24 protein-coding genes are annotated in these 18854 nt (G+C 43.2%); 9 read left to right on the plus strand and 15 right to left on the minus strand.

Features of this window, described 5'->3' with window-relative positions:
* Window positions 1-6 precede the first annotated feature (6 nt).
* Entirely contained in the window at window positions 7-153 is a 147-nt protein-coding gene (locus tag BHR79_RS10475) for a hypothetical protein (RefSeq protein ID WP_157198642.1), read from the minus strand.
* Between the two features lie 327 nt (window positions 154-480).
* Between BHR79_RS10475 and BHR79_RS03120 the strand changes: the two genes are divergently transcribed.
* A complete protein-coding gene (locus tag BHR79_RS03120; RefSeq protein WP_072561018.1) occupies window positions 481-687 on the plus strand; it encodes a type II toxin-antitoxin system HicB family antitoxin in 207 nt (68 codons plus the stop codon).
* 356 nt (window positions 688-1043) lie between these two features.
* Here the strand turns inward: BHR79_RS03120 and BHR79_RS03125 are convergent, their stop codons facing one another.
* Together BHR79_RS03125 and BHR79_RS03130 are read right to left on the minus strand one after the other, a co-directional pair.
* The gene (locus BHR79_RS03125) at window positions 1044-1304 is read right to left on the minus strand and encodes a UPF0175 family protein (protein WP_072561019.1); all 261 of its coding nucleotides are present in this window, start codon (window positions 1302-1304) and stop codon (window positions 1044-1046) included.
* A gap of 250 nt (window positions 1305-1554) precedes the next feature.
* On the minus strand, window positions 1555-2559 hold the full coding sequence (locus BHR79_RS03130) for a hypothetical protein (RefSeq protein WP_072561020.1): 1005 nt from the start codon (window positions 2557-2559) through the stop codon (window positions 1555-1557).
* 473 nt (window positions 2560-3032) lie between these two features.
* Here BHR79_RS03130 and BHR79_RS03135 point away from each other — a divergent pair, with 473 nt between their 5' ends.
* The 7 genes from BHR79_RS03135 (at window position 3033) to BHR79_RS03165 (ending at window position 6078) form a co-directional block, all read left to right on the plus strand.
* Entirely contained in the window at window positions 3033-3287 is a 255-nt protein-coding gene (locus tag BHR79_RS03135; protein ID WP_072562276.1) for a V-type proton ATPase subunit H, read from the plus strand.
* A gap of 158 nt (window positions 3288-3445) precedes the next feature.
* A complete protein-coding gene (locus BHR79_RS03140; protein WP_072561021.1) occupies window positions 3446-3955 on the plus strand; it encodes a hypothetical protein in 510 nt (169 codons plus the stop codon).
* Window positions 3956-4001: 46 nt separating this feature from the next.
* Window positions 4002-4640 (plus strand): LysE family translocator, encoded by a 639-nt coding sequence (locus BHR79_RS03145; RefSeq protein ID WP_234970378.1) that lies wholly within the window; start codon window positions 4002-4004, stop codon window positions 4638-4640.
* Window positions 4641-4764: 124 nt separating this feature from the next.
* The gene (locus tag BHR79_RS03150) at window positions 4765-5073 is read left to right on the plus strand and encodes a nucleotidyltransferase family protein (protein WP_072561023.1); all 309 of its coding nucleotides are present in this window, start codon (window positions 4765-4767) and stop codon (window positions 5071-5073) included.
* A gap of 12 nt (window positions 5074-5085) precedes the next feature.
* Window positions 5086-5337, plus strand: coding sequence for a type II toxin-antitoxin system HicB family antitoxin (locus tag BHR79_RS03155; RefSeq protein ID WP_234970396.1), 252 nt, complete (start codon window positions 5086-5088; stop codon window positions 5335-5337).
* Between the two features lie 124 nt (window positions 5338-5461).
* Window positions 5462-5746 carry a nucleotidyltransferase family protein gene (locus BHR79_RS03160; RefSeq protein WP_083433012.1) on the plus strand — a complete coding sequence of 95 codons (285 nt, stop codon included), beginning with the start codon at window positions 5462-5464 and terminating at the stop codon, window positions 5744-5746.
* A gap of 56 nt (window positions 5747-5802) precedes the next feature.
* Window positions 5803-6078, plus strand: a complete 276-nt coding sequence (locus BHR79_RS03165; RefSeq protein ID WP_072561024.1) for a hypothetical protein — start codon at window positions 5803-5805, stop codon at window positions 6076-6078.
* A 28-nt stretch (window positions 6079-6106) separates the two neighbouring features.
* Here the strand turns inward: BHR79_RS03165 and BHR79_RS03170 are convergent, their stop codons facing one another.
* A complete protein-coding gene (locus BHR79_RS03170; protein WP_234970379.1) occupies window positions 6107-6274 on the minus strand; it encodes a DUF433 domain-containing protein in 168 nt (55 codons plus the stop codon).
* 104 nt (window positions 6275-6378) lie between these two features.
* Between BHR79_RS03170 and BHR79_RS03175 the strand changes: the two genes are divergently transcribed.
* Window positions 6379-7824, plus strand: a complete 1446-nt coding sequence (locus BHR79_RS03175; protein ID WP_072561026.1) for a TrkH family potassium uptake protein — start codon at window positions 6379-6381, stop codon at window positions 7822-7824.
* A 77-nt stretch (window positions 7825-7901) separates the two neighbouring features.
* On the opposite strand, the gene BHR79_RS03180 is transcribed toward BHR79_RS03175, so the two are convergent.
* From BHR79_RS03180 to BHR79_RS03230, 11 genes are all read right to left on the minus strand, one after another.
* Complete coding sequence (locus BHR79_RS03180) at window positions 7902-9218, minus strand: MFS transporter (protein WP_072561027.1); 1317 nt, start codon at window positions 9216-9218, stop codon at window positions 7902-7904.
* Between the two features lie 29 nt (window positions 9219-9247).
* Window positions 9248-10081: an MmRce1 family CPBP family CAAX prenyl protease gene (mmrce1, locus tag BHR79_RS03185; protein WP_072561028.1), complete on the minus strand. Its 834-nt coding sequence runs from the start codon at window positions 10079-10081 to the stop codon at window positions 9248-9250.
* Window positions 10082-10116: 35 nt separating this feature from the next.
* Entirely contained in the window at window positions 10117-10674 is a 558-nt protein-coding gene (locus BHR79_RS03190) for a flavodoxin family protein (RefSeq protein WP_072561029.1), read from the minus strand.
* 574 nt (window positions 10675-11248) lie between these two features.
* A complete protein-coding gene (gene mntA / locus BHR79_RS10865; RefSeq protein ID WP_072561030.1) occupies window positions 11249-11512 on the minus strand; it encodes a type VII toxin-antitoxin system MntA family adenylyltransferase antitoxin in 264 nt (87 codons plus the stop codon).
* A 194-nt stretch (window positions 11513-11706) separates the two neighbouring features.
* Complete coding sequence (gene glmU / locus BHR79_RS03200) at window positions 11707-12897, minus strand: bifunctional sugar-1-phosphate nucleotidylyltransferase/acetyltransferase (RefSeq protein WP_072561031.1); 1191 nt, start codon at window positions 12895-12897, stop codon at window positions 11707-11709.
* Window positions 12894-14189 (minus strand): phosphoglucosamine mutase, encoded by a 1296-nt coding sequence (gene glmM / locus BHR79_RS03205; RefSeq protein ID WP_083433013.1) that lies wholly within the window; start codon window positions 14187-14189, stop codon window positions 12894-12896. Before glmM ends, glmU (BHR79_RS03200) begins: the two co-directional genes overlap by 4 nt.
* A gap of 13 nt (window positions 14190-14202) precedes the next feature.
* On the minus strand, window positions 14203-16023 hold the full coding sequence (gene glmS, locus BHR79_RS03210; protein WP_072561033.1) for a glutamine--fructose-6-phosphate transaminase (isomerizing): 1821 nt from the start codon (window positions 16021-16023) through the stop codon (window positions 14203-14205).
* Between the two features lie 9 nt (window positions 16024-16032).
* Window positions 16033-17253 (minus strand): bifunctional sugar-1-phosphate nucleotidylyltransferase/acetyltransferase, encoded by a 1221-nt coding sequence (glmU, locus tag BHR79_RS03215; protein ID WP_072561034.1) that lies wholly within the window; start codon window positions 17251-17253, stop codon window positions 16033-16035.
* Between the two features lie 304 nt (window positions 17254-17557).
* The gene (hepT, locus tag BHR79_RS03220) at window positions 17558-17977 is read right to left on the minus strand and encodes a type VII toxin-antitoxin system HepT family RNase toxin (protein ID WP_072561035.1); all 420 of its coding nucleotides are present in this window, start codon (window positions 17975-17977) and stop codon (window positions 17558-17560) included.
* A gap of 85 nt (window positions 17978-18062) precedes the next feature.
* On the minus strand, window positions 18063-18398 hold the full coding sequence (gene mntA / locus BHR79_RS03225) for a type VII toxin-antitoxin system MntA family adenylyltransferase antitoxin (RefSeq protein ID WP_200796356.1): 336 nt from the start codon (window positions 18396-18398) through the stop codon (window positions 18063-18065).
* A 133-nt stretch (window positions 18399-18531) separates the two neighbouring features.
* Window positions 18532-18762, minus strand: coding sequence for a hypothetical protein (locus BHR79_RS03230; RefSeq protein ID WP_072561036.1), 231 nt, complete (start codon window positions 18760-18762; stop codon window positions 18532-18534).
* Window positions 18763-18854 lie beyond the last annotated feature (92 nt).

An 18854-nucleotide genomic window follows, 5' to 3' on the forward strand; every position in this document is an offset into this window, starting at 1 on the left:
GTGCACTTAGGATCCCACAGCAATCTTTTCAGACCGCTCCCCGTCTGCCTGCAAACAACATCCCAGAGTGCAGTACAGTTCCCTGTCAGCCAGTCTTTCCTCAACCTCAAACTTATTCCCGCATACCGGGCAGATTTTTTCGATCAAACTCATTTGTACACCCCCGGATATGACACCATCATAACCTGGTCTCTATAAGCATATCCGGCAATTAAATAAGACATAAGGGATACAATTATTTAAATTTAGCCGTATATTATAATATTATATGTATATACAGAATCGAACTATAGTTTGCAAAATAATCCAGGACCAAACACCCCGGAAAGATTGATGCAAACCATTTTGTGAATCCTGTCCCGGACATAAGATGTACGCCATTGCAGGGTTTGCAGAAATATATCATGTCGACCGAGATACAGAAGGCATTACCTGTATGCAAATGAAGATTAATATACAAGCACGACAAAATTAACAAATATGCAATACACAGTCGTACTTACAGATGCAGAAGAAGGTGGATACACAGCACATTGCCTCGAACTTCCCGCGGCTATCAGTGAAGGCGATACTCGAGAAGAAGCCCTCGAGAATATAAAAGAAGCAATTCAGCTTGTGCTTGAAGTCACCGAAGAGCAGGCCAGAGTACTTGGTGAAATCACAAAGGTTGATGTTGCAAGTGTCTGAATTACCCGTTACTTTTTATTAGGATTGATAGCTCACAAAGAATTCAATCAGCCATACACCCTATATTTTCTTCTTCAAAAAATAATATTTTTACTGCTATGTGTACATGCATACGATGCTTTGCATCAGAGATGCAAGAGTAGGAAAGTAGGCAAGGGCGTATACGCCTGGTGTGAAAAGGCGCAGAGATAGGTATGGTAAATATGTAGATAATTTATCCTGAACTTCTTTCTGTTTTTTTATGTTGGATATTCCAATTATCTTAAAGCCCGGCTTTGACAGTTAAAGTTAGGATATAAAATTCTTTTAATAACCCCAGGCGACCAATCCCTGCAGAATGAATCAAAGTGGATGAATCACTGATGGCTTCGGACATAATCAAGATCTTCATCCAAATTTTGTTCAGTATAGTGACGGGAAATTCCATGTCGCCCCAAAAGTTCCTCGAACTCCCATCGGGTCATCCCGGCAAGAGCACAGGCTTTACCGGATGAAAGTATACCACGTTGATACAGTGCCAAAGAAAGTTCTTTGTGCAGTTCCCGATCCAAATCCCCGGGGGGCAAATGAATCGCATCTACAACATCATCAGGTATTTTCAATGCAAAAGCACTCATTTTTCTTCCTCTGCTTTTTTATCATAGATTATTCTTTATCTATTCATAGTTATAATTTTCCCTGTGAACATCAGAACCAAAAACGGGGATAAGTTCCGGATGACCCTGGATTACAATAACAGGGCAAACAACATCAGTATCAAATTGAGAAAAGGCGAATATGATTTATATGACTATTTATTGACGTGATGAAACAAATCATTTCATCGCTAATCTCACACACCCCGACTGAAAATTGTATCCGCCAGTTTCACCACGCCGAAGATGAATAATTAAATTCATACTCATCCACGGCCGCTTCAGGTAATCCAACCTCTTTGAACATCGTCTTGAAACCCGCAGTGTATGTTTCTTCAGGGATCCTTTCTCCGGGGGCAAGTTCCACATAAAGATCCACACCGCCCAATTTGTCCACCTTGACAGTATAGGTTCCCTCATCTGTCTCATGAACTATCCGGTGGTTTGGGACCACGCAATTGATTTTGCCCGCAAGCTCTTCATCCTCATAAAACAGCAGGGCAGTAGTACCTTCTCCGTAGGTCAGTGAAAACTCTGAACCGGTGCTCATCTCCTGCAGATCAGTATACAGGGCAGAAGGTGAAACAGGCCTGGATAATTCCATTTTTGGCCGGTTCTCATTTTCAATTTCTGTTTTCATTTCCTGCAGATGACTCCTGGCTGTTTGCTCATCAAACCCAAAGACTGCAATCATCCTGTCGATTATCCACCTGTCATCTGGCAGGTGCTCTACTTTGAAAGGAGAAAAGTAAGGATCCGGTCGGCTGTAGTTGAAGAACGTGATGGTTGTCTCATCCTCATCTACAAACATGATTTCCATTAGCGTATCTGCATTATAGTAATAGGTGCTGAATTTCAAAATATATTCATTCCCGAGATGTTGTTCAAGTTCTGGAAGGTCATCCGGATATATGCCTGTTGAATCCTGAGGTCTGACATTTACATAGAAGGGACCCTGGATCTGGTAGCCTGCCTCCTTTGCATTCTTCAATATATTGTCATGATCTATATTTTCAAAATTCTTTCCACCGGTTGTATGATAGGACGCCTGGTCGCTGTCTACCAGTACAAGAAAGAACAATCCATAAACAAGACCTATCATGAAAATCAGCACAGCCAGGCTCAGGAAAACCTTTTTCGTGCCCGAATATGTCTTGTTCATCCATACCTTCACGGTCAATCCTACCAGAAAAACAACACAAAGAGCAACCGCAATCAATCCAAATATACCCAGCATACTGAACACTTATCCTGTGACTGTATAAAGAGCCTTCTCTGTTTACATTCAAAGTTGTATCATACAAAATACCTTTTTGTCCTGCAATAATTTCCACATCTTTTTTTAACTGCTTGATGTATACGTACATACGATGCTACGCATCGTAGATGATAGTAGAGTATGGAAGGCATGGATATGCCTGTAAAGGAGGAAGGCGCAGAGTTGAGAATATTTGTTGAATGTTGTATCATACAAAATCATTGCTAACAATTTCTTTCATACATTGCAAATTTGAGATGATTTTGCAATAAACGATTGTTTACATGTATTCCTGACAAATTTTTCGACATAGGCGTTCTTTTCACGTCTGAAAAGGTTTTTTGGAAAAGACTGGAAGTAAGTTTTTGCTCGCAACAATGCAGATGCTGTTATACACCAACCAACATCCTAATACATATGCAAATGCACAAAGTTATTCAAATGGTGATTCCATGAAACGTTACACAGTAGCCCTATCAGATGACCTCAAAAAGGAGATACGAAAACGCAGGATCCTCGAAACCTATAACCGCAACAATACCATCTCCGAATCTGATGCCTCCTTTTGTGAATCTATCGATTGGCATCCCGTTGATGAATTGCCCGTCAAAGAAGAGGTCGTTGATAAGATTAAATCCGATGATAAAAGTTCCCGTGTAAAAGTCAAAGACGTAGCCGACATATTCAGGTCAATTCCCCACAATTAAAGCTTTGACCTTCCTACCAATTTCTCCTGAATTTCCAGATAGAGCAAACGACCTGCAAAATAATTATAAAAATAATGGTTACAAAAATAATGATTATACGCTTCTGTAACCGGCCATCAGAAAGACACATAAAGGACTAACAGCCATTTTTTATTACGATGAATAATCCAGAGAACAGGGATTTCGAGATCATTCCACCAGAACCCAGGGCAGGAGATGACGTTACTATACGCGGCACATCCTCTGCAGAATCAGTGGACATAGCGATGACCTTTACCAGGACCGTGCCGGTGAAGGGCGGAAAATACAAATGTCGTATGCCTGACACAGAAGTACCAGAAAGGCCCAATCGTTTAACGGTGAGAGCCGAAAATGTGAAGAATCTGAAGGTTAAGGTAAAGATATTGTTATGGATGACCAGACGTGCAAGGGCTTCAGACGGTGTGGCGGAGATCTGCGAATCCAATGTACCTTCAGGCAAATATGACATCCGGATTGAAGGTAATGCTGCAGATGGCCAGTCTCAGGTGGAACTTACAGTAGCCGCCAGCCGGACCATAAAGGTTGAGAATGGCAAGTTTGAACAAACCTTTCCCACCAGGACCATTCCCGCAGATGAATTTGAAGTGGCAGTCGCAGAACAGACTGAAATTATCCAGCTGCAATAAATTTCCACTCCATTAAATAGATTCCTTCAGAAGATACGAAGAGAAAATGATGTATGAAATTGCAGAATTCCTGGTAACAGGGATCCTTCTCGGTTTTGCTGCAGGCATATCTCCGGGTCCGTTAATGGCCATAACAATTTCCGAAAGCCTGCAACACGGGTCAAAAGAAGGTTTTAAGGTTGCTATTTCTCCTTTGATAACAGATTTCCTGATAGTATCAGCTGTGATTTACATACTAATGCATTTTCAGCAGCAAAATTCGGTGATCGCCCTTATCAGCCTGGCAGGAGCACTCTACCTGATGCATCTGGGTATTGCTTCCCTGAAGACCAAAAATATCAGTATCAATGTAAGTAACCTGAAGAAGGAATCCCTGAAAAAAGGTGTACTGGCAAATTTCCTGAATCCCCATCCCTACCTGTTCTGGATTGCAATCGGAGGACCCATTCTTTTCAGGGCTGCTGAGGTTGACAGACTCGCACAGATAATGTTTGTTATCGGATTCTATGCACTGCTTGTAGGTTCAAAAATGGTGATTGCCCTGTTCGTAGGCAAAAGCAGGGATTTCTTGAAAAGCAAGTATTACCTTCATCTGTTTCGAAGTCTGGGAGTGCTGTATCTTATCTTTGCATTGTTTTTCATACAACAGGGACTGGAACTGCTGGGATTGCATATTTGGCGATAAAGAGTTGCAGGCACGGAGAAAGTTCATGGACGGGGGGAGAAGCAAAATCGGCCATTATTTCTCAGATGTACACAAAATAATTATACACTGCAAACAATATTAATCTGAAGGAGTTTGCTTAGAAATGACTGTCCCACACAACCCGGATGCTAAAACGTACAGAAACAAACTCCGGGAAATGTTGCCGCAGTTGAAAGATCAATATAACGTCAAGTACATTGGACTATTTGGCTCCTACATAAGAGGAGAGCAAACTCCGGAAAGTGATCTCGATATACTGGTGGAATTCAGCAAAACTCCCACCCTTCTCCAATTCATAGATCTGGAGAATCATCTCTCTGATAATCTGGGAATCAAGGTAGATCTGGTTATGAAGGATTCGCTGAAACCCAATATTGGAAAGCATATACTTAGCGAGGTCAGGACTGTTTGATAATTGCTTGAGATGATCGAATCCATGTTACTCGAATACATACAGACAGCCCTTGCAAGAGCAAAATACGATATAATTGAGGATGATGAAGAGCCTTACTATGGAGAGATATCTGAACTGGAAGGAGTGTGGGCAACGGGTACTTCCCTTGAAGAATGTCGTAAGAATCTGGAGGAAATAATTGGAGAGTGGCTCATTTTGAGGCTGCGTCGAAATCTTCCTATTCCACCACTTGGCAATTTTAAAAATTGCGACCATCGATAACAACTACACCTCTGTTTCGAATCCAAGTGGAGTATAAGACTATAAATGTCTGAAAAGAAGGCTGGTACACTTATCTCCTCAAGGAAATGAAGTTATGAGTGAATCATAAAAAGTCACACCAAGATTGGATGAAATCAAACTCCTGATCAAAGAACACCGGGGAGAGATCAGGCAGGAGTACAAAGCCGAGGTTGTCGGAATCTTCGGATCCTATGCCAGAGGGGAAGAAAAACCGGGAAGTGATGTTGATGTGCTGGTCAATTTTGACACCAGAGCCACCCTGTTTGACCTTGTAGGACTTGCCGACTACCTTGAGGAACTGCTCGGATTGCCTGTGGACGTGGTATCAAAACGAGCCCTGCACCCCAGGATGCAGGATGATGTCCTGAAAGAGATGGTGGTTTTATAAGGATATTTTGCTTTCCTGCCACAAAATCTTAAATTCGGGGATGTATATTTTCTATCATGGAAGTCGCAATCTCAGACGATGCAATTGAAGTTGTAAAAGAGTCACTGGAGAAAGAGATTCTTCTGCTGCGGACAAAGATACGTCTGGCTGAAAAAGAAATTGCTCTTTTTGAAGACAGGTACAATATGCCGTCGTCCCGATTTTGTATAGAATTTGAAAACGATGACCTTGGCGATTCCCAGGAGTATTTTGAATGGTGGGGATTGTTGACGGGACTTGAAACTCTTAAAACACAGTTAGATCAGGCACAATCGGTGATTTCAAATTTGTAACTTCTGAGTACCTGTAATATCTTCTTCCTTAAGAAACATATCTTACTGCTGCAAGGATATCTTCTTTTTCAAGTTGGGGATAGTTTTTCAGAATATCATCAAATGTCCAGTTGTTTTCCAGAAGTTCGATGACAAAATCTACCGAAATCCTGGTTCCTTTAAAACCTAACCAACACCAACTAAACCTCCCTGACAAAAGAGATAGTTGATACTCCACCAAAACAGCCTTTGCAGCGTTTATTATATAGGCAAATAATTATTAAGATAGAGGAAGACTAAATTTAAGGTGTACTGTCGAAAATGAGTGGATTAAGGATTAACGTAGTTCTTGGCGCCATCGGCTCAATCCTGTGGATAATTGGTATTTTAATGATAATCCCATTCATGGTAGCAGTTTACTACGGCGAACATCTGTTTCCTTTTTCTCTTTCCCTGACAATCACCCTTCTGGTTGCATTTATTTTTTCGTTGATGATAACAGAGGAAAAAGGCGAATGGAACATGAGAGAAGGTTTCATGATCGTAGCCCTGGGTTGGCTTACCGCTGCAATCTTTTCTTCAATGCCCTACATCTTTGAAGGAACACCGCCGATTAATGCTCTCTTTGAAGCCATGTCAGGGGTAACTGCAACCGGTGCTACCGCTCTTGCAGATATTGAAAGTTATAGTAAAAGCCTCCTTTTCTGGAGAGCAATGACCCAGTGGGTGGGTGGAATGGGTATCATTGTTCTATTTATAGTGATCCTTCCAAAACTCGGGGTTGCAGGCAGGCAGATGTTTCGTGCAGAAGTCCCGGGCCTAAAAGAAGAACAGCTCCGCCCCAGGATCAGGGAAACTGCGACTCTGCTCTGGTTTGTTTATATAGGGTTGTCAATTATAGAATTCATCTTACTGTATTTGGCAGGATTGAACGCTTACGATGCCATAACCCATACCTTCACCTCCATATCATGTGCCGGGTTTTCAACGTATTCAGACAGTATAGCAGCCTTCAATAACCCCATGGTAGAGGGTATCTTCTTAATTTTCATGATCCTTGGCGGAGCCAACATTGCCCTGCACTACAAAACTATCTTCTCTGATAGGACAAGTCTGATTAAAGATGAAGAATTCAGGTTCTACCTTCTAATCATTCTGCTTGCAACCCTGGTCCTGACATATACCCTCACCAGGGGTGAAGTGTACGCAATTGCTGATTCCTTCAGATACAGTATCTTCCATGTAGTATCCATACTGACAACCACAGGTTATGCTACTGTGGATTTTAACATGTGGCCGGACTCCTCCCGTTTTATCCTGTTTTTGCTGATGTTTATTGGCGGCTGTGCAGGATCCACATCAGGCGGAATGAAAGTGGTACGTGTACTGCTTCTGATGAAATATGCAGATAACGTGCTTTTCAGAACAATCCATACAAAAGCAATCAGACCCATTCGATTCAATCACAGAAGAGTGCCCGAAGAGATCATGCATGCCATTGTTTCTTTTTTGATAATCTATTTCATGATCTTTATTACAAGTGCAACACTGCTCTCCCTGATGGGATTGGATTTTGTCACCACTCTCACGGCTTCGATCGCAACCCTGGGGAATGTGGGACCCGGGCTTGGCCTTGTGGGACCCATGGCGAATTTCGGAAATCTCCCGGATCTGGGAATGCTGATTCTTACAGCGAATATGTGGATTGGAAGGTTAGAAGTGTTTACAGTGATAGTACTTCTGACGCCTGCTTTCTGGAGACACTGAAAAGATAAGGATTTGGTCTTCACCTGGCTTGTGGAAAGGACACTTTTCAAGATATTAAGATATATCCAGTTTCAAAATTACAATTGCAAAGACATTACCCTGTTCTGCTTTTCGACATCTTCCAGCCTTTTTATCCGGCTATTTTTCCAGATGAACAGAGAAATGATCGAAATCATCAGGCCTGCAACGATGAACATGAAAGCAATTCCCCTGCCAGATCCGGTTCCTATTAGGAAACCAATAGAATCCGCAAGCACCCCATCTGGTTTTAGCAGGGGATCGAATAGAGCATCTGCCAGAAAACCTGCTACAGCAAAAGCAAGTATCGAACCGACATAGGTTGTCGTTGAAATAATTGACCAGACACGACCCTGTTTTTGATTATCAATATTTGTCCTGATCAAAACCTCGATTGGGGTGTTTATGAAAGGCAACATTGCAAAGAACAAAAAGCCTGCCAGGGTAATCAAGATTATATTTGCTGAGAGGCCAAGCCCTGCAAAGAATAAACCTGACAGGAAAAGAGCAATCGACAACATTGTCACATGCCCGCTCCTGCTTCCAAATATCCCGATAAAGAGGCTTCCAATAATCATCCCTGATGCACAGAGTGATTGGGAGATGCCCACCGTTTTAACTGATTCCAGATTCAGCAGCATTGGGACAAAGAGAGATTGCAGCAGGCCGACAAAAAAGAGGATTATCATGGTGGTAATTACAAGGTGTACCACTCCTGTATTCTTTGAAAACTCCTGAAACCCTTCTTTAAACTCTTCCATGAAATTTGTTTCCTGACGGTTAACAGGAATTTCACCCAGGATATTTCTGATCCAGATAACAATAAAACTGGCTATCAGGAGGGTGGAAACATCGATCAGGAATATGAATTTGATATCCAATAAAGACAGCAATACACCGGCCAGAAGTGGCGATAGCAGATACTGGGCCGAACTTGCCAGCTGCATCAGCCCGCTTGCTTTAGCATACTGGTCCCTGGTCAAAAGATCAGTTACAAGAGCCTTGTAGGCGGGTTCCTGGAAAGCTGAAAAAATGGAACTTACAGATATCCCAAGATAGACCTGCCAGAGTTCTATATTGCCTTTAACCATCATGAAAAAGATGAAAAGAAGGCCCAGGGTTGAGCCAAGATCTCCAAACACCATCATTATACGTCGATCATGGCGATCGGCCAGTATACCGCCGTAAGGTTTCAATAAAATAGGGGGCAGGAATGCACACATCAGGATAAAAACATAACTTGAAGCCGTACCTGTTAGTTGGTATACATATACGCCCAGAGCAAAAATCGTAAGGCCGGTTCCTATTATTGAGATGAACTGGCCAAACCAGATATAGAGAAATTTGGAATACTGGTCCTGGAAATTGTCTGTCATGCTATAACCTTACTTTATTTTGTGAATTCTCAGGTGCTTCTTTTCCCCAGATGGGCTCTGGAAAAGAACATTTCCCTGTCATACAAAATCAGAACAATAGTTACAATGAGGAGAACTGCAGTTTGAATACATTTTGTGTTTTGGGTTATATCCAGTATCTCCTGTGACATATTGACAATAAAGTGAAAAACAATTGCAGCAATGATACTTTTCCCGTTCTTAATACATATCCAGCTGATTATCATTCCCAGGGGTATGATGCTTACAAAGAAGTTTAAACCGTACCAGAAACTTTCATGGAATATCTCATACTGATAGGAATTGTTCACAAATATCAGAGGGAAATGCCAGAGGGACCATAGTACACTGAAAATAACTGATGCCTTGAAGTATGTGTGTCGACTCTGCAGGCTGTCAAAAGCATAGCCTCGCCATCCCAGTTCCTCAAAACCTGCTGCAAGTAAAAGAAGCAGCAGAACGGGAACAAAGCCAGTCGAGAAAGAGAAACCTTCAGCCAGCTGGAATTGTGACATCGATCCTCCAAAGAACAGGGAAATGAGAATCGATACTACAACTGAAAGAGGCATTAGCAGAAAGAAAATTGGAAGGATTTTAGGTTGTATTAGCCTGATATTCGTCAGCCTGTTAACAAAATCCCTTTTAAGATCTGCATTTTTAGACCTGAAAATCATAACAAGCGAAATCAGAAAAGGTGCCATTAGCCCGGGGAGCATTAGAAGCATATATAGACCGCTCAGGTCATCCTGAAAACTTGCATAAGCTCCCGAAAACCAGAGTATATAGGTTACGATAAAAGTTGTAAGATAATAAATCCCTGGCTTGTAATTGTAGTTTGGTATCATTTGCTATTCCCCGGACCTACTTATTTTTTTGAACCTTATTCAAGCAAAGCTTTTCCAGTGGTTTTTGCTTCATCCATTAATTCTGTGTTATTTTTCACTGCACCCGGTTCATAATAACCTGCAGCAAGCAATGTATTCTTATTTTCCATCCCGAAAAACTGATTCATCAGTCCACCGAATTCATCAAATACCGGTTTGTACTGATCCTTTTCAGGGAATCCCTGAGAACCCACCAATACAAGTTTCTTGCCGGCATTGATACGTGGAGAAAAATCCGGGTTGATCAGAGAATAGAACCTGTCTATGAATGAACGTGCCTGACCCGTAAACTGGCCGAAATAGATGGGTGAGCCAAAAACAATACCGTCAGCATCGATGATTGCATCCAGAGCCTTTTCCATATCATCTTCAAGTTTGCACCTTTCATGAGCTTTACAGTAGCCACAAGCCTGACATCCTGTGAAATCCATCTCATTGATATTGAATTTCCTGACATCCGCACCGGCTTCAGAAGCTCCGTCAAGTACCTGCTGCACAAGAACATCTGTATTACCGTCCTTACGTGGACTGCCTACAAAACCTACCACTTTCATTGTTCTCACACCTGTTTGTATTCATGAATTATTTTTCAGTTCCTTTATGGAACGTTATTCGATGTATACGCAACAGACCATATATACATAAACCTTTCTATTTTTAGTCATGTTTCTTTTTAGTCTGAAATGTGTGATTAATCCACATTATCCATACCTGAAAAATCAGTACTTAGCTTACTTTTTGCAGCACATTCCCTTGTGGTCTCCAGGAAAAAAGCAACATTCCAGTAAATAGCAAAAATAAAAAAATGAAAAATATGGAAGTCTATAAGATTGGCTTATACGATGTGAGCTAAAATCGATTGGTATCATGCAATATTCCCACATCTTTTTTTTACTGCTTGATGCATACGTACATACGATGCTACGCATCGTAGATGGTAGTAGAGTATGGAAGGGCATGGATATGCCTGTAAAGCGACAGACACATAGATGACATATTTTCACAATTAAAGGATAGGAACTTTATCTAGCCTTTACATCCTGTTTTTGAGGAATTCTTCATAAGTTACGAATGTAGTTTAGTTCCAAATTTGATTAATAGCAGCCAGTATATACTTCAAAAAATAGATTATCCTTCACAGTACAATATCTTCAAATCTTGCCGAATGTGGGAAGAAATGTAAGGACTTAATGATTTTTCGGTAACCAGATCAACTTTTATCCCGAGCAAATCTTCCAGCTCTTCTTCCATTCTTATGTGATCAATCAAACTTTTCGTTTCAGAAAAACTCACAAGCAGATCAATATCACTATCCCTGGTTTGTTCTCTCCTGGAAAAGGAGCCAAAAAGACCCAGAAAAGCAATATCGTTACGTTGGCAAAATGTTATGATTTACTCCCCTACACTCTTTTCAAGGTCCAGAGCCTGTGCAAGTTCAAATGGATTATTGATTCCATGAGAATGGTCTTTTGCTTGCATTTTCACATGGAATTTTGGTTACTCATAATTAGTATATTTTGTCAACTACCTTCCTTCGTAGTAGTCAGATCTAAATATAGTCAGATTCAACGACCCTTTTTTATATCTCACTTCACAATTTCCCCCAATCCCGTACACCTGCCCGTTTTGAGCACACACCCCACATTGATACAGGTATTGATTCCCGTATGCACATCATCCCCCATGATAACTCCGAGTTTGCGCCGGCCTGAATCCACCTTTTCCCCTTTAACCATAACCCGGATAGTGCGACCGTCATGTCGGAGATTGGCAACCTTGGTGCCGGCTCCAAAATTACAATCCTGCCCGATCACGCTATCCCCCACATAACTGAGGTGCCCGATATTGGTATTATCCATCACCACGCAATTCTTGATTTCCACTGCATTGCCGATACGCACATTATCCCCTATGGCAGTGGACGGCCGGATGAAACAGTTCGGCCCGATATCACAATCTTTTCCAATAACCACCGGTCCGATGATGTAGGCACCGTTGCGGATAACCGTACCTTCCCCCACAATTACCTCTCCCTTTAAGGTAGCATTGGGTTCCACTTCTCCCTCAATATTACCCTCCAGCCCGAACAATACATGTTTGTTGGCAGTGAGCAGATCCCAGGGTCTGCCGATATCGATCCACACGTCCCTGAACACTTCATAGCCCACACTGGCACCGGAATCGATCAGCATCTGTATGGAATCCGTGATCTCGATTTCTCCGCGAGGTGATTCAGGGGTTCTGCGGATATGATCAAAGATCGCCTGTGGAAACAGGTAGATTCCCGCATTGGCCAGGTTGGTCGGGGGGTTTTCAGGTTTTTCCACAATCCGGGTCACTTTCTCCCCGCCAGTACAGATAACTCCAAAATTACAGGGGTCTTCTACTTCCTTGGCTGTCAATACCGCATCTTCTGACCTGTCGATCAGATTTTTAATCTGGACAGAACTTATCAGCATATCCCCGTTAAGCACAATGAACCTGTCATCCACATAGTCTTCAGCACATCCGATGGCATGCCCCGTCCCATTCTGCTTTTCCTGGAGAACATACTCGATACTCACACTTTTCTGTAAACCATCCCCGAAATATTCCCGGATAGAATTTTCCATATAACCGCAAACTATCACAAATTCCTGAATACCTGCATCCACTGCCTCATCAATGATATGTTCCAGTATGGGTTTGTTCCCGATGGGCAGCATTACTTTGGGTCGCCTGTCCGTTAAAGGACGCATTCTTGTCCCCTGCCCCGCTGCCAGAATAACCGCTTTCACTGTATTGCACCCCTTGCAATACATACAGCTTCACCAAACAAATCATCCACATCCTTTCTGGCCTCAGCAGTGATACGAATTTTCGGTTCGGTACCAGACGGCCGCACAAGCACCCAGCCATCCTCCAGATCCACCCGAATTCCATCAATGGTAGTAACATCTCCCATCATTTCCAGGGATTGTTTGATCTGCTGCATCGCCTGTTCCTTCCTGGCCTCAGGACATTCGATCGTCCCCCTGAGGGTGGGATAATGAGGCAGATCCTCAACAATCTTTGATAAGGATCTGCCTGCAATCAAATTCACAATCCGGGCTGCTGCATAGATACCGTCGGGACAATACGATACGTCCGGGAAGATCCAGCTGCCTGAAGGCTCACCTCCAAAATAAGCGCCTGAAGCCTTGATCTTTTCTGCCACGTATACATCTCCAACTCTGCAGCGCAGCACCTCGGTTTCCCCTAGCGCATCATCTACTATCATGGAAGTATCCACAGGCACCACAACTTTTTCCTGTTTCTGTTGCAGGGCAAACAGAGCAAGCAATTCATCCCCCGAGACAAAATTACCCTGCTCATCCACAACCATCATCCGATCCGCATCCCCGTCATGCGCAATGCCGATATCCGCCTCAAACGCCACCACTGCCTTGATAAGTTGGCCCAGATTTTTTTCCACGGGTTCGGGACTGCGTGCCGGGAAATATCCATCCGGCTGGCAGTTCAATGTAATTATCTCACAACCCAGTTTCCTGAGTAAATAAGGAGTGATCGTACTTCCGGCCCCGCAACCACAATCCACGACAACACGTTTGTGACTGGGTTGCATTTTGCTTAAAATAGCATTGCAATGCCGCTCAACAAATTCTTCCCCATACTTCACATCTCCCACTTCATTCCAGGCAACGGTTGCATACTCATTATTCTCAATAATATGTTCAATCCGTTTTTGCTGCTGTGAATCAAAAGCCATACCATCGGGATTCCATAACTTGATCCCCACATCCTCTGCAGGGTTATGTGAAGCCGTGATCATAATCCCGCAATCATAATCCGCAGTGGCAAAAGCCAGAGTAGGCGTACTCATCAAACCCCCCAGGGTCACTTCACAGCCGGTGGCGGATAGGCCTGCAATCAAAGCCTGCTCGATCATATCCGCAGCGATACGCGGGTCCTTACCGATCACAACCGAATCGGCAACTGTACCCACGGCCATACCCACATTCAACGCCAGTTCGGGACCGATTACCTTATTGGCCGGTCCCCTGATTCCCGATGATCCGAAAAGTTTCAAAATACACACTCCTTCATTCCACAGTCACACTTTTGGCCAGATTGCGCGGTTTATCTATCTCACAACCCTTTTCCAGGGCAGTATAATAAGCAAGCAGCTGCAAAGCCACCGAGGACAGAACCGGGGATAGCAGGGGATTGGTGGCAGGTACAGGGATTACAAGATCGGCATACTTGCCTATCTCCCGATCTCCTTCATCGGCCACTGCAATAACCTCGGCTCCACGCGCCTTTACCTCCTTGATATTGCTCAGCATTTTTTCATAGGTACGCCCTTTTGTAACAATCGCCACAACTGGCGTGCCGTTCTCCAGCAGGGCCAGGGGTCCGTGTTTCAGTTCACCTGCAGCATACCCTTCCGCATGGATATAGGATATTTCCTTGAGTTTCAAAGCAGCTTCCAGTGCCGCTGGATAATTGAGTCCCCTGCCAATAAAATAATAATCCCGATTGGCTGCATACCGGACTGCATGTTTGCGGATCAGATCCCTCTGGTTCAATACCTGCTGCACATTACCGGGTAATTCCTTGAGATTTTTAATGATAGCTTTTGCCTCATCCGGCAAAAGATAATTCCTGCGTCTGCCCAGATATACAGCCAGCAGATAAAGCGCTATTAATTGGGCCGTAAACGTCTTGGTCGCAGCCACACCGATCTCAGGACCTGCATGGGTATACACTACATTTTCGGCCTCCCGGGTAATGGTGCTGCCGACAACATTGGTTATCGCGATGGTACTTGACTCGTACTGTGCCACATTACGGATCGCTGCCAGCGTATCGGCCGTCTCTCCGGACTGGGTAATTGCAATGGTTAGGGTATTGCAATCCATCACCGGATCCCGATACCGAAACTCCGAAGCGGCGCTGACATCGGTATGTACCCCGGCCAGACTCTCCAGCAGGTATTTGCCAAATAACCCCGCATTCCAGGACGTGCCACATGCAATGATCTCCACCCTGCCAATATTTCTGATCTGTTCATCTGTAAGTTTGAGTTCGGGCAATTGGACATTGCCTTCAAGTTCTGATAACTTGCCGGCAAAGGTTTTTTGCAATGAGCGGGTCTGCTCATGGATTTCTTTGAGCATGAAATGGGCATAACCACTTTTTTCCGCAGCCTCCACATCCCAATCGATCGTAGAAACCTGCTTTTCCAGCAATTGGCCTTCCATATCATAGAACTCCACCTTCTCAGGAGTCAGTTTCACGATCTCGCGGTCATCCACAAATACCACATTGCGGGTATGAGCCACAAAAGCCGTAGCATCAGAGGACGTGAAAAATTCATTCTCCCCCAGGCCCACTATCAGGGGACTGTCCTTTCTGGCAGCGATCAGGGTATCCGGACATTTCTTACTCATAACCGCGATCGCATAGGAACCTTCCAGCATTGCCATGCTTTTGCGTACCGCCTCGAACAGGTCCAGGGAATTACTGTTAAAATGCACCAGATGGGCAATTACCTCGGTATCGGTATCAGATACAAACTCATAACCTTCATCTTCCAGCCATTCCTGCAATTTGAGGTAATTCTCAATAATTCCGTTGTGTACGACCACGATATCCGAAGAACAGTGTGGATGTGCATTGACATCATTGGGTATCCCGTGTGTGGCCCAGCGTGTATGCCCGATCCCTATATTACCTTCTATCTCTGCAGGCAGCACCTTATCAAGTTCACCGATACTGCCGGCGGCTTTATAGGTCTGCAGATCACCGTTTAAGATACTTAACCCGGCAGAATCATAACCCCTGTACTCCAATCGGTACAGGCAATCCATGATCACCGATGATGCATCGGTCTTTCCCACATATCCTACAATCCCGCACATAATATCCCCTCAAAGCACGGTGGAATTTGCAGGCAGATGTCTATCTACATTTGTACCTGATCTCACGGTACAGTTATCGCCTACAAGGATGCCTGCCTCAGTAAGAGTCCTTGAACCAAATTTACAGTCATCCCCGATAACCACGCCGCTCTTTTCCACATGCACAAGTTCATTTTCGATCTCGATATTCACATCTTTATCCGCTTCACAGATGGAGTAAGGACCTAAATTACAGTTAAACCCTATAATACTTTCAGAGATATGACTGTGGGATTCCACACGTACATTATCCATCAGGATAGTGTTCTGGATATAGGTATAGGGCCCAATCGACACGTTATTCCCTATACTGGTGGAAGGCAGAACTGTCACCTGAGGTCCGATATCACAGTTATCCCCGATCTTTACCGGCCCTACGATATAGGACCCTGCACGGATGACCGTATTATCCCCGATCTCCACATTCCCTATCAGAGTAGCGGTATCATCAATTCTGGAAGTATCCTCGATAGCAGACTCACAACTTGCCAGTAACCTGGCATTGGTATCAAGCAGATCCCAGGCATACACCGAATCCATCCACAGGTTCTTAGTTACAGTGACCCTGACATCCCTGTTTCCTTTCACCATATTCTGCAGGGTATGGGTAATTTCATATTCCCCCCTCTCAGAGATCTCTGTATTTTCTATCTCTGCAACAATATCCCGGTTAAAAGCATAGATACCGGTGTTTATCATATGACTTATCTGGCGTTTGGGTTTTTCAAAGATGCCTTTTACCTTTCCCCCAGCACTCATGACCACTCCATATCCACATACCTGCTCCCGCGGAGTGGTTAGTACGGTGGCATCCCCTGCATGATCTGCGATCAGTTTACTGATAGTCTCTTTTTCGATGATGTTATCCCCGTTGAGTACCAGGAAAGATCCATTGCCATCCCCCAGTGCAGGGATAGCCTGGCTGATCGCATGAGCGGTACCCAGCTGGGAAGTCTGGTCCACATAAGTAATCATTGCCCCGAAATCATTGCCGTTGCCAAAATAGTCCATCACCTTCTCCTTCTCATAACCCACAACCAGTACTATATCCTCGATTCCGTTATCCACAAGTGCGGATATCACGTATTCCAGGATGGGGCGATTGGCTACCGGTAACATAACCTTTGAACGGGTATTTGTGAGGGGGGCACATCTGACACCCTCCCCTGCGGCAAGAACGATGGCTTTCATGGGATTAACATGAAACGTGAAAGAATTTATAGGTTATCTTTTGGAAGTGGATTGCCCCTGAAGGAAAGCGTATAATTGCTTCTAATATTGTTGTGGAAGTGTATAATTCCGATTAAAAAGTATACTATACAGTATATTACTGAGTAGTATATTACTGAGTAGTATATTACTGAGTAGTATATTACTGAGTAATAATAAAGGGATGAGAACAGTCACTTCAATAAGAGAAAAGGTAATTAACACACATTTACCTGCTAATCAAATGCATCAACTATCTGACAGAATGTGTAGTTGACCCAAAAATTCAATCCGTTTTTTCAAGATAAAGCGCTATGTAATGTGCAAATTTCTCCAGATCATCCAGATGGTTTTGCAGGTAAAAATATACCCTTTCCATATCAATATGGGCGTACATATGAACAAGCACATTTCTAAAACCTGCTGCAGGGGAGATTTTCCTGGAAAAATCCTGGGGCAAAATTCCATTAGCACCCAGAGTCGTAAAAATTTCCTTATAGGATTCTGGTTTCTTCAATGAGTGTCGGGAAATTATCATCTCTCCGATATCTATCATGCATTCAAGAGAAACTTCAAGGTACCTTTCCACTGCTCCTCTAAGGGTATGGTCCTGATTGATGTCATCGAGACTGTAATCCTGATAGCCTTTGAGGATTTCAATATATTCCTTTAATAATTCCAGTTTAGAATATATTGACTCATCCATTGCCCTCTGCCCCTGTCATCTGCTTTACGGCTTCTCTCATATGGCGCTGTCTGTAAAATTTTTCATCCAGATATCTGGACATGACCTAGGTTTCGAAGGGTATTCGACTGACCTCATCAGATTTCAAAACGTATCCATCTTTAATAATATTAAAATTCAAAAGCAGAGGTGCCTGATTCATAATGGTCAGGTCAATCTTGTCAGAACCCAACAATCCAACAATATCATCAATAACATGCAACTCCAGCCTAAATATGTCCTGCTTTGAAAGACTTTTATCCAGCAATACTCCTATATCTACATCGCTCAGCTTGTTGTCGTCACCTCTTGCAACAGAGCCAAATATGTAGGCAAGTACCACTTCATCCAGACTACTGAAATACTTAGAAAGTTTTGCTTGCGCTGATTCCAAGTCGTACATGATATATCAAAAGATGTCGATTGGTTTATAAAAAATGTTCGTACCTGTGTCTACAAAGCCATTTCAGAGAATCAAATCATGATTGATATTTCCGGTATATTGTTCACACTTTAGATACAAATCTCATTATAATTCACAGTAAACCAAGCTCTTTCTTGACCTCGTATTCACTATAGGCCCGCCCCATTTTGAGATCTTCTAAAGCTTCTTCGATACCCTGAATAGTTTCATCGCTTAGTTCATCCTCATCGATTGCCATTCTGGTCAATCTATCAATCACAGAATTATAGGACTCTTCAGGGTATTCCTTTAAGATATTAAGTTTTTCTTTTGTTTGTGGATCCACACTTATATTCATTGCCATTTTGATCCTTCCCTTTTGTACCTATTTAAAGTATATTTTGTTATATTTACGAGTGACGGGGATGGAAGAGTAGAGAAAGCCCACGACTTCGA

It is taken from the genome of Methanohalophilus halophilus (genome assembly GCF_001889405.1).
Taxonomy (GTDB): Archaea; Halobacteriota; Methanosarcinia; order Methanosarcinales; family Methanosarcinaceae; genus Methanohalophilus; species Methanohalophilus halophilus.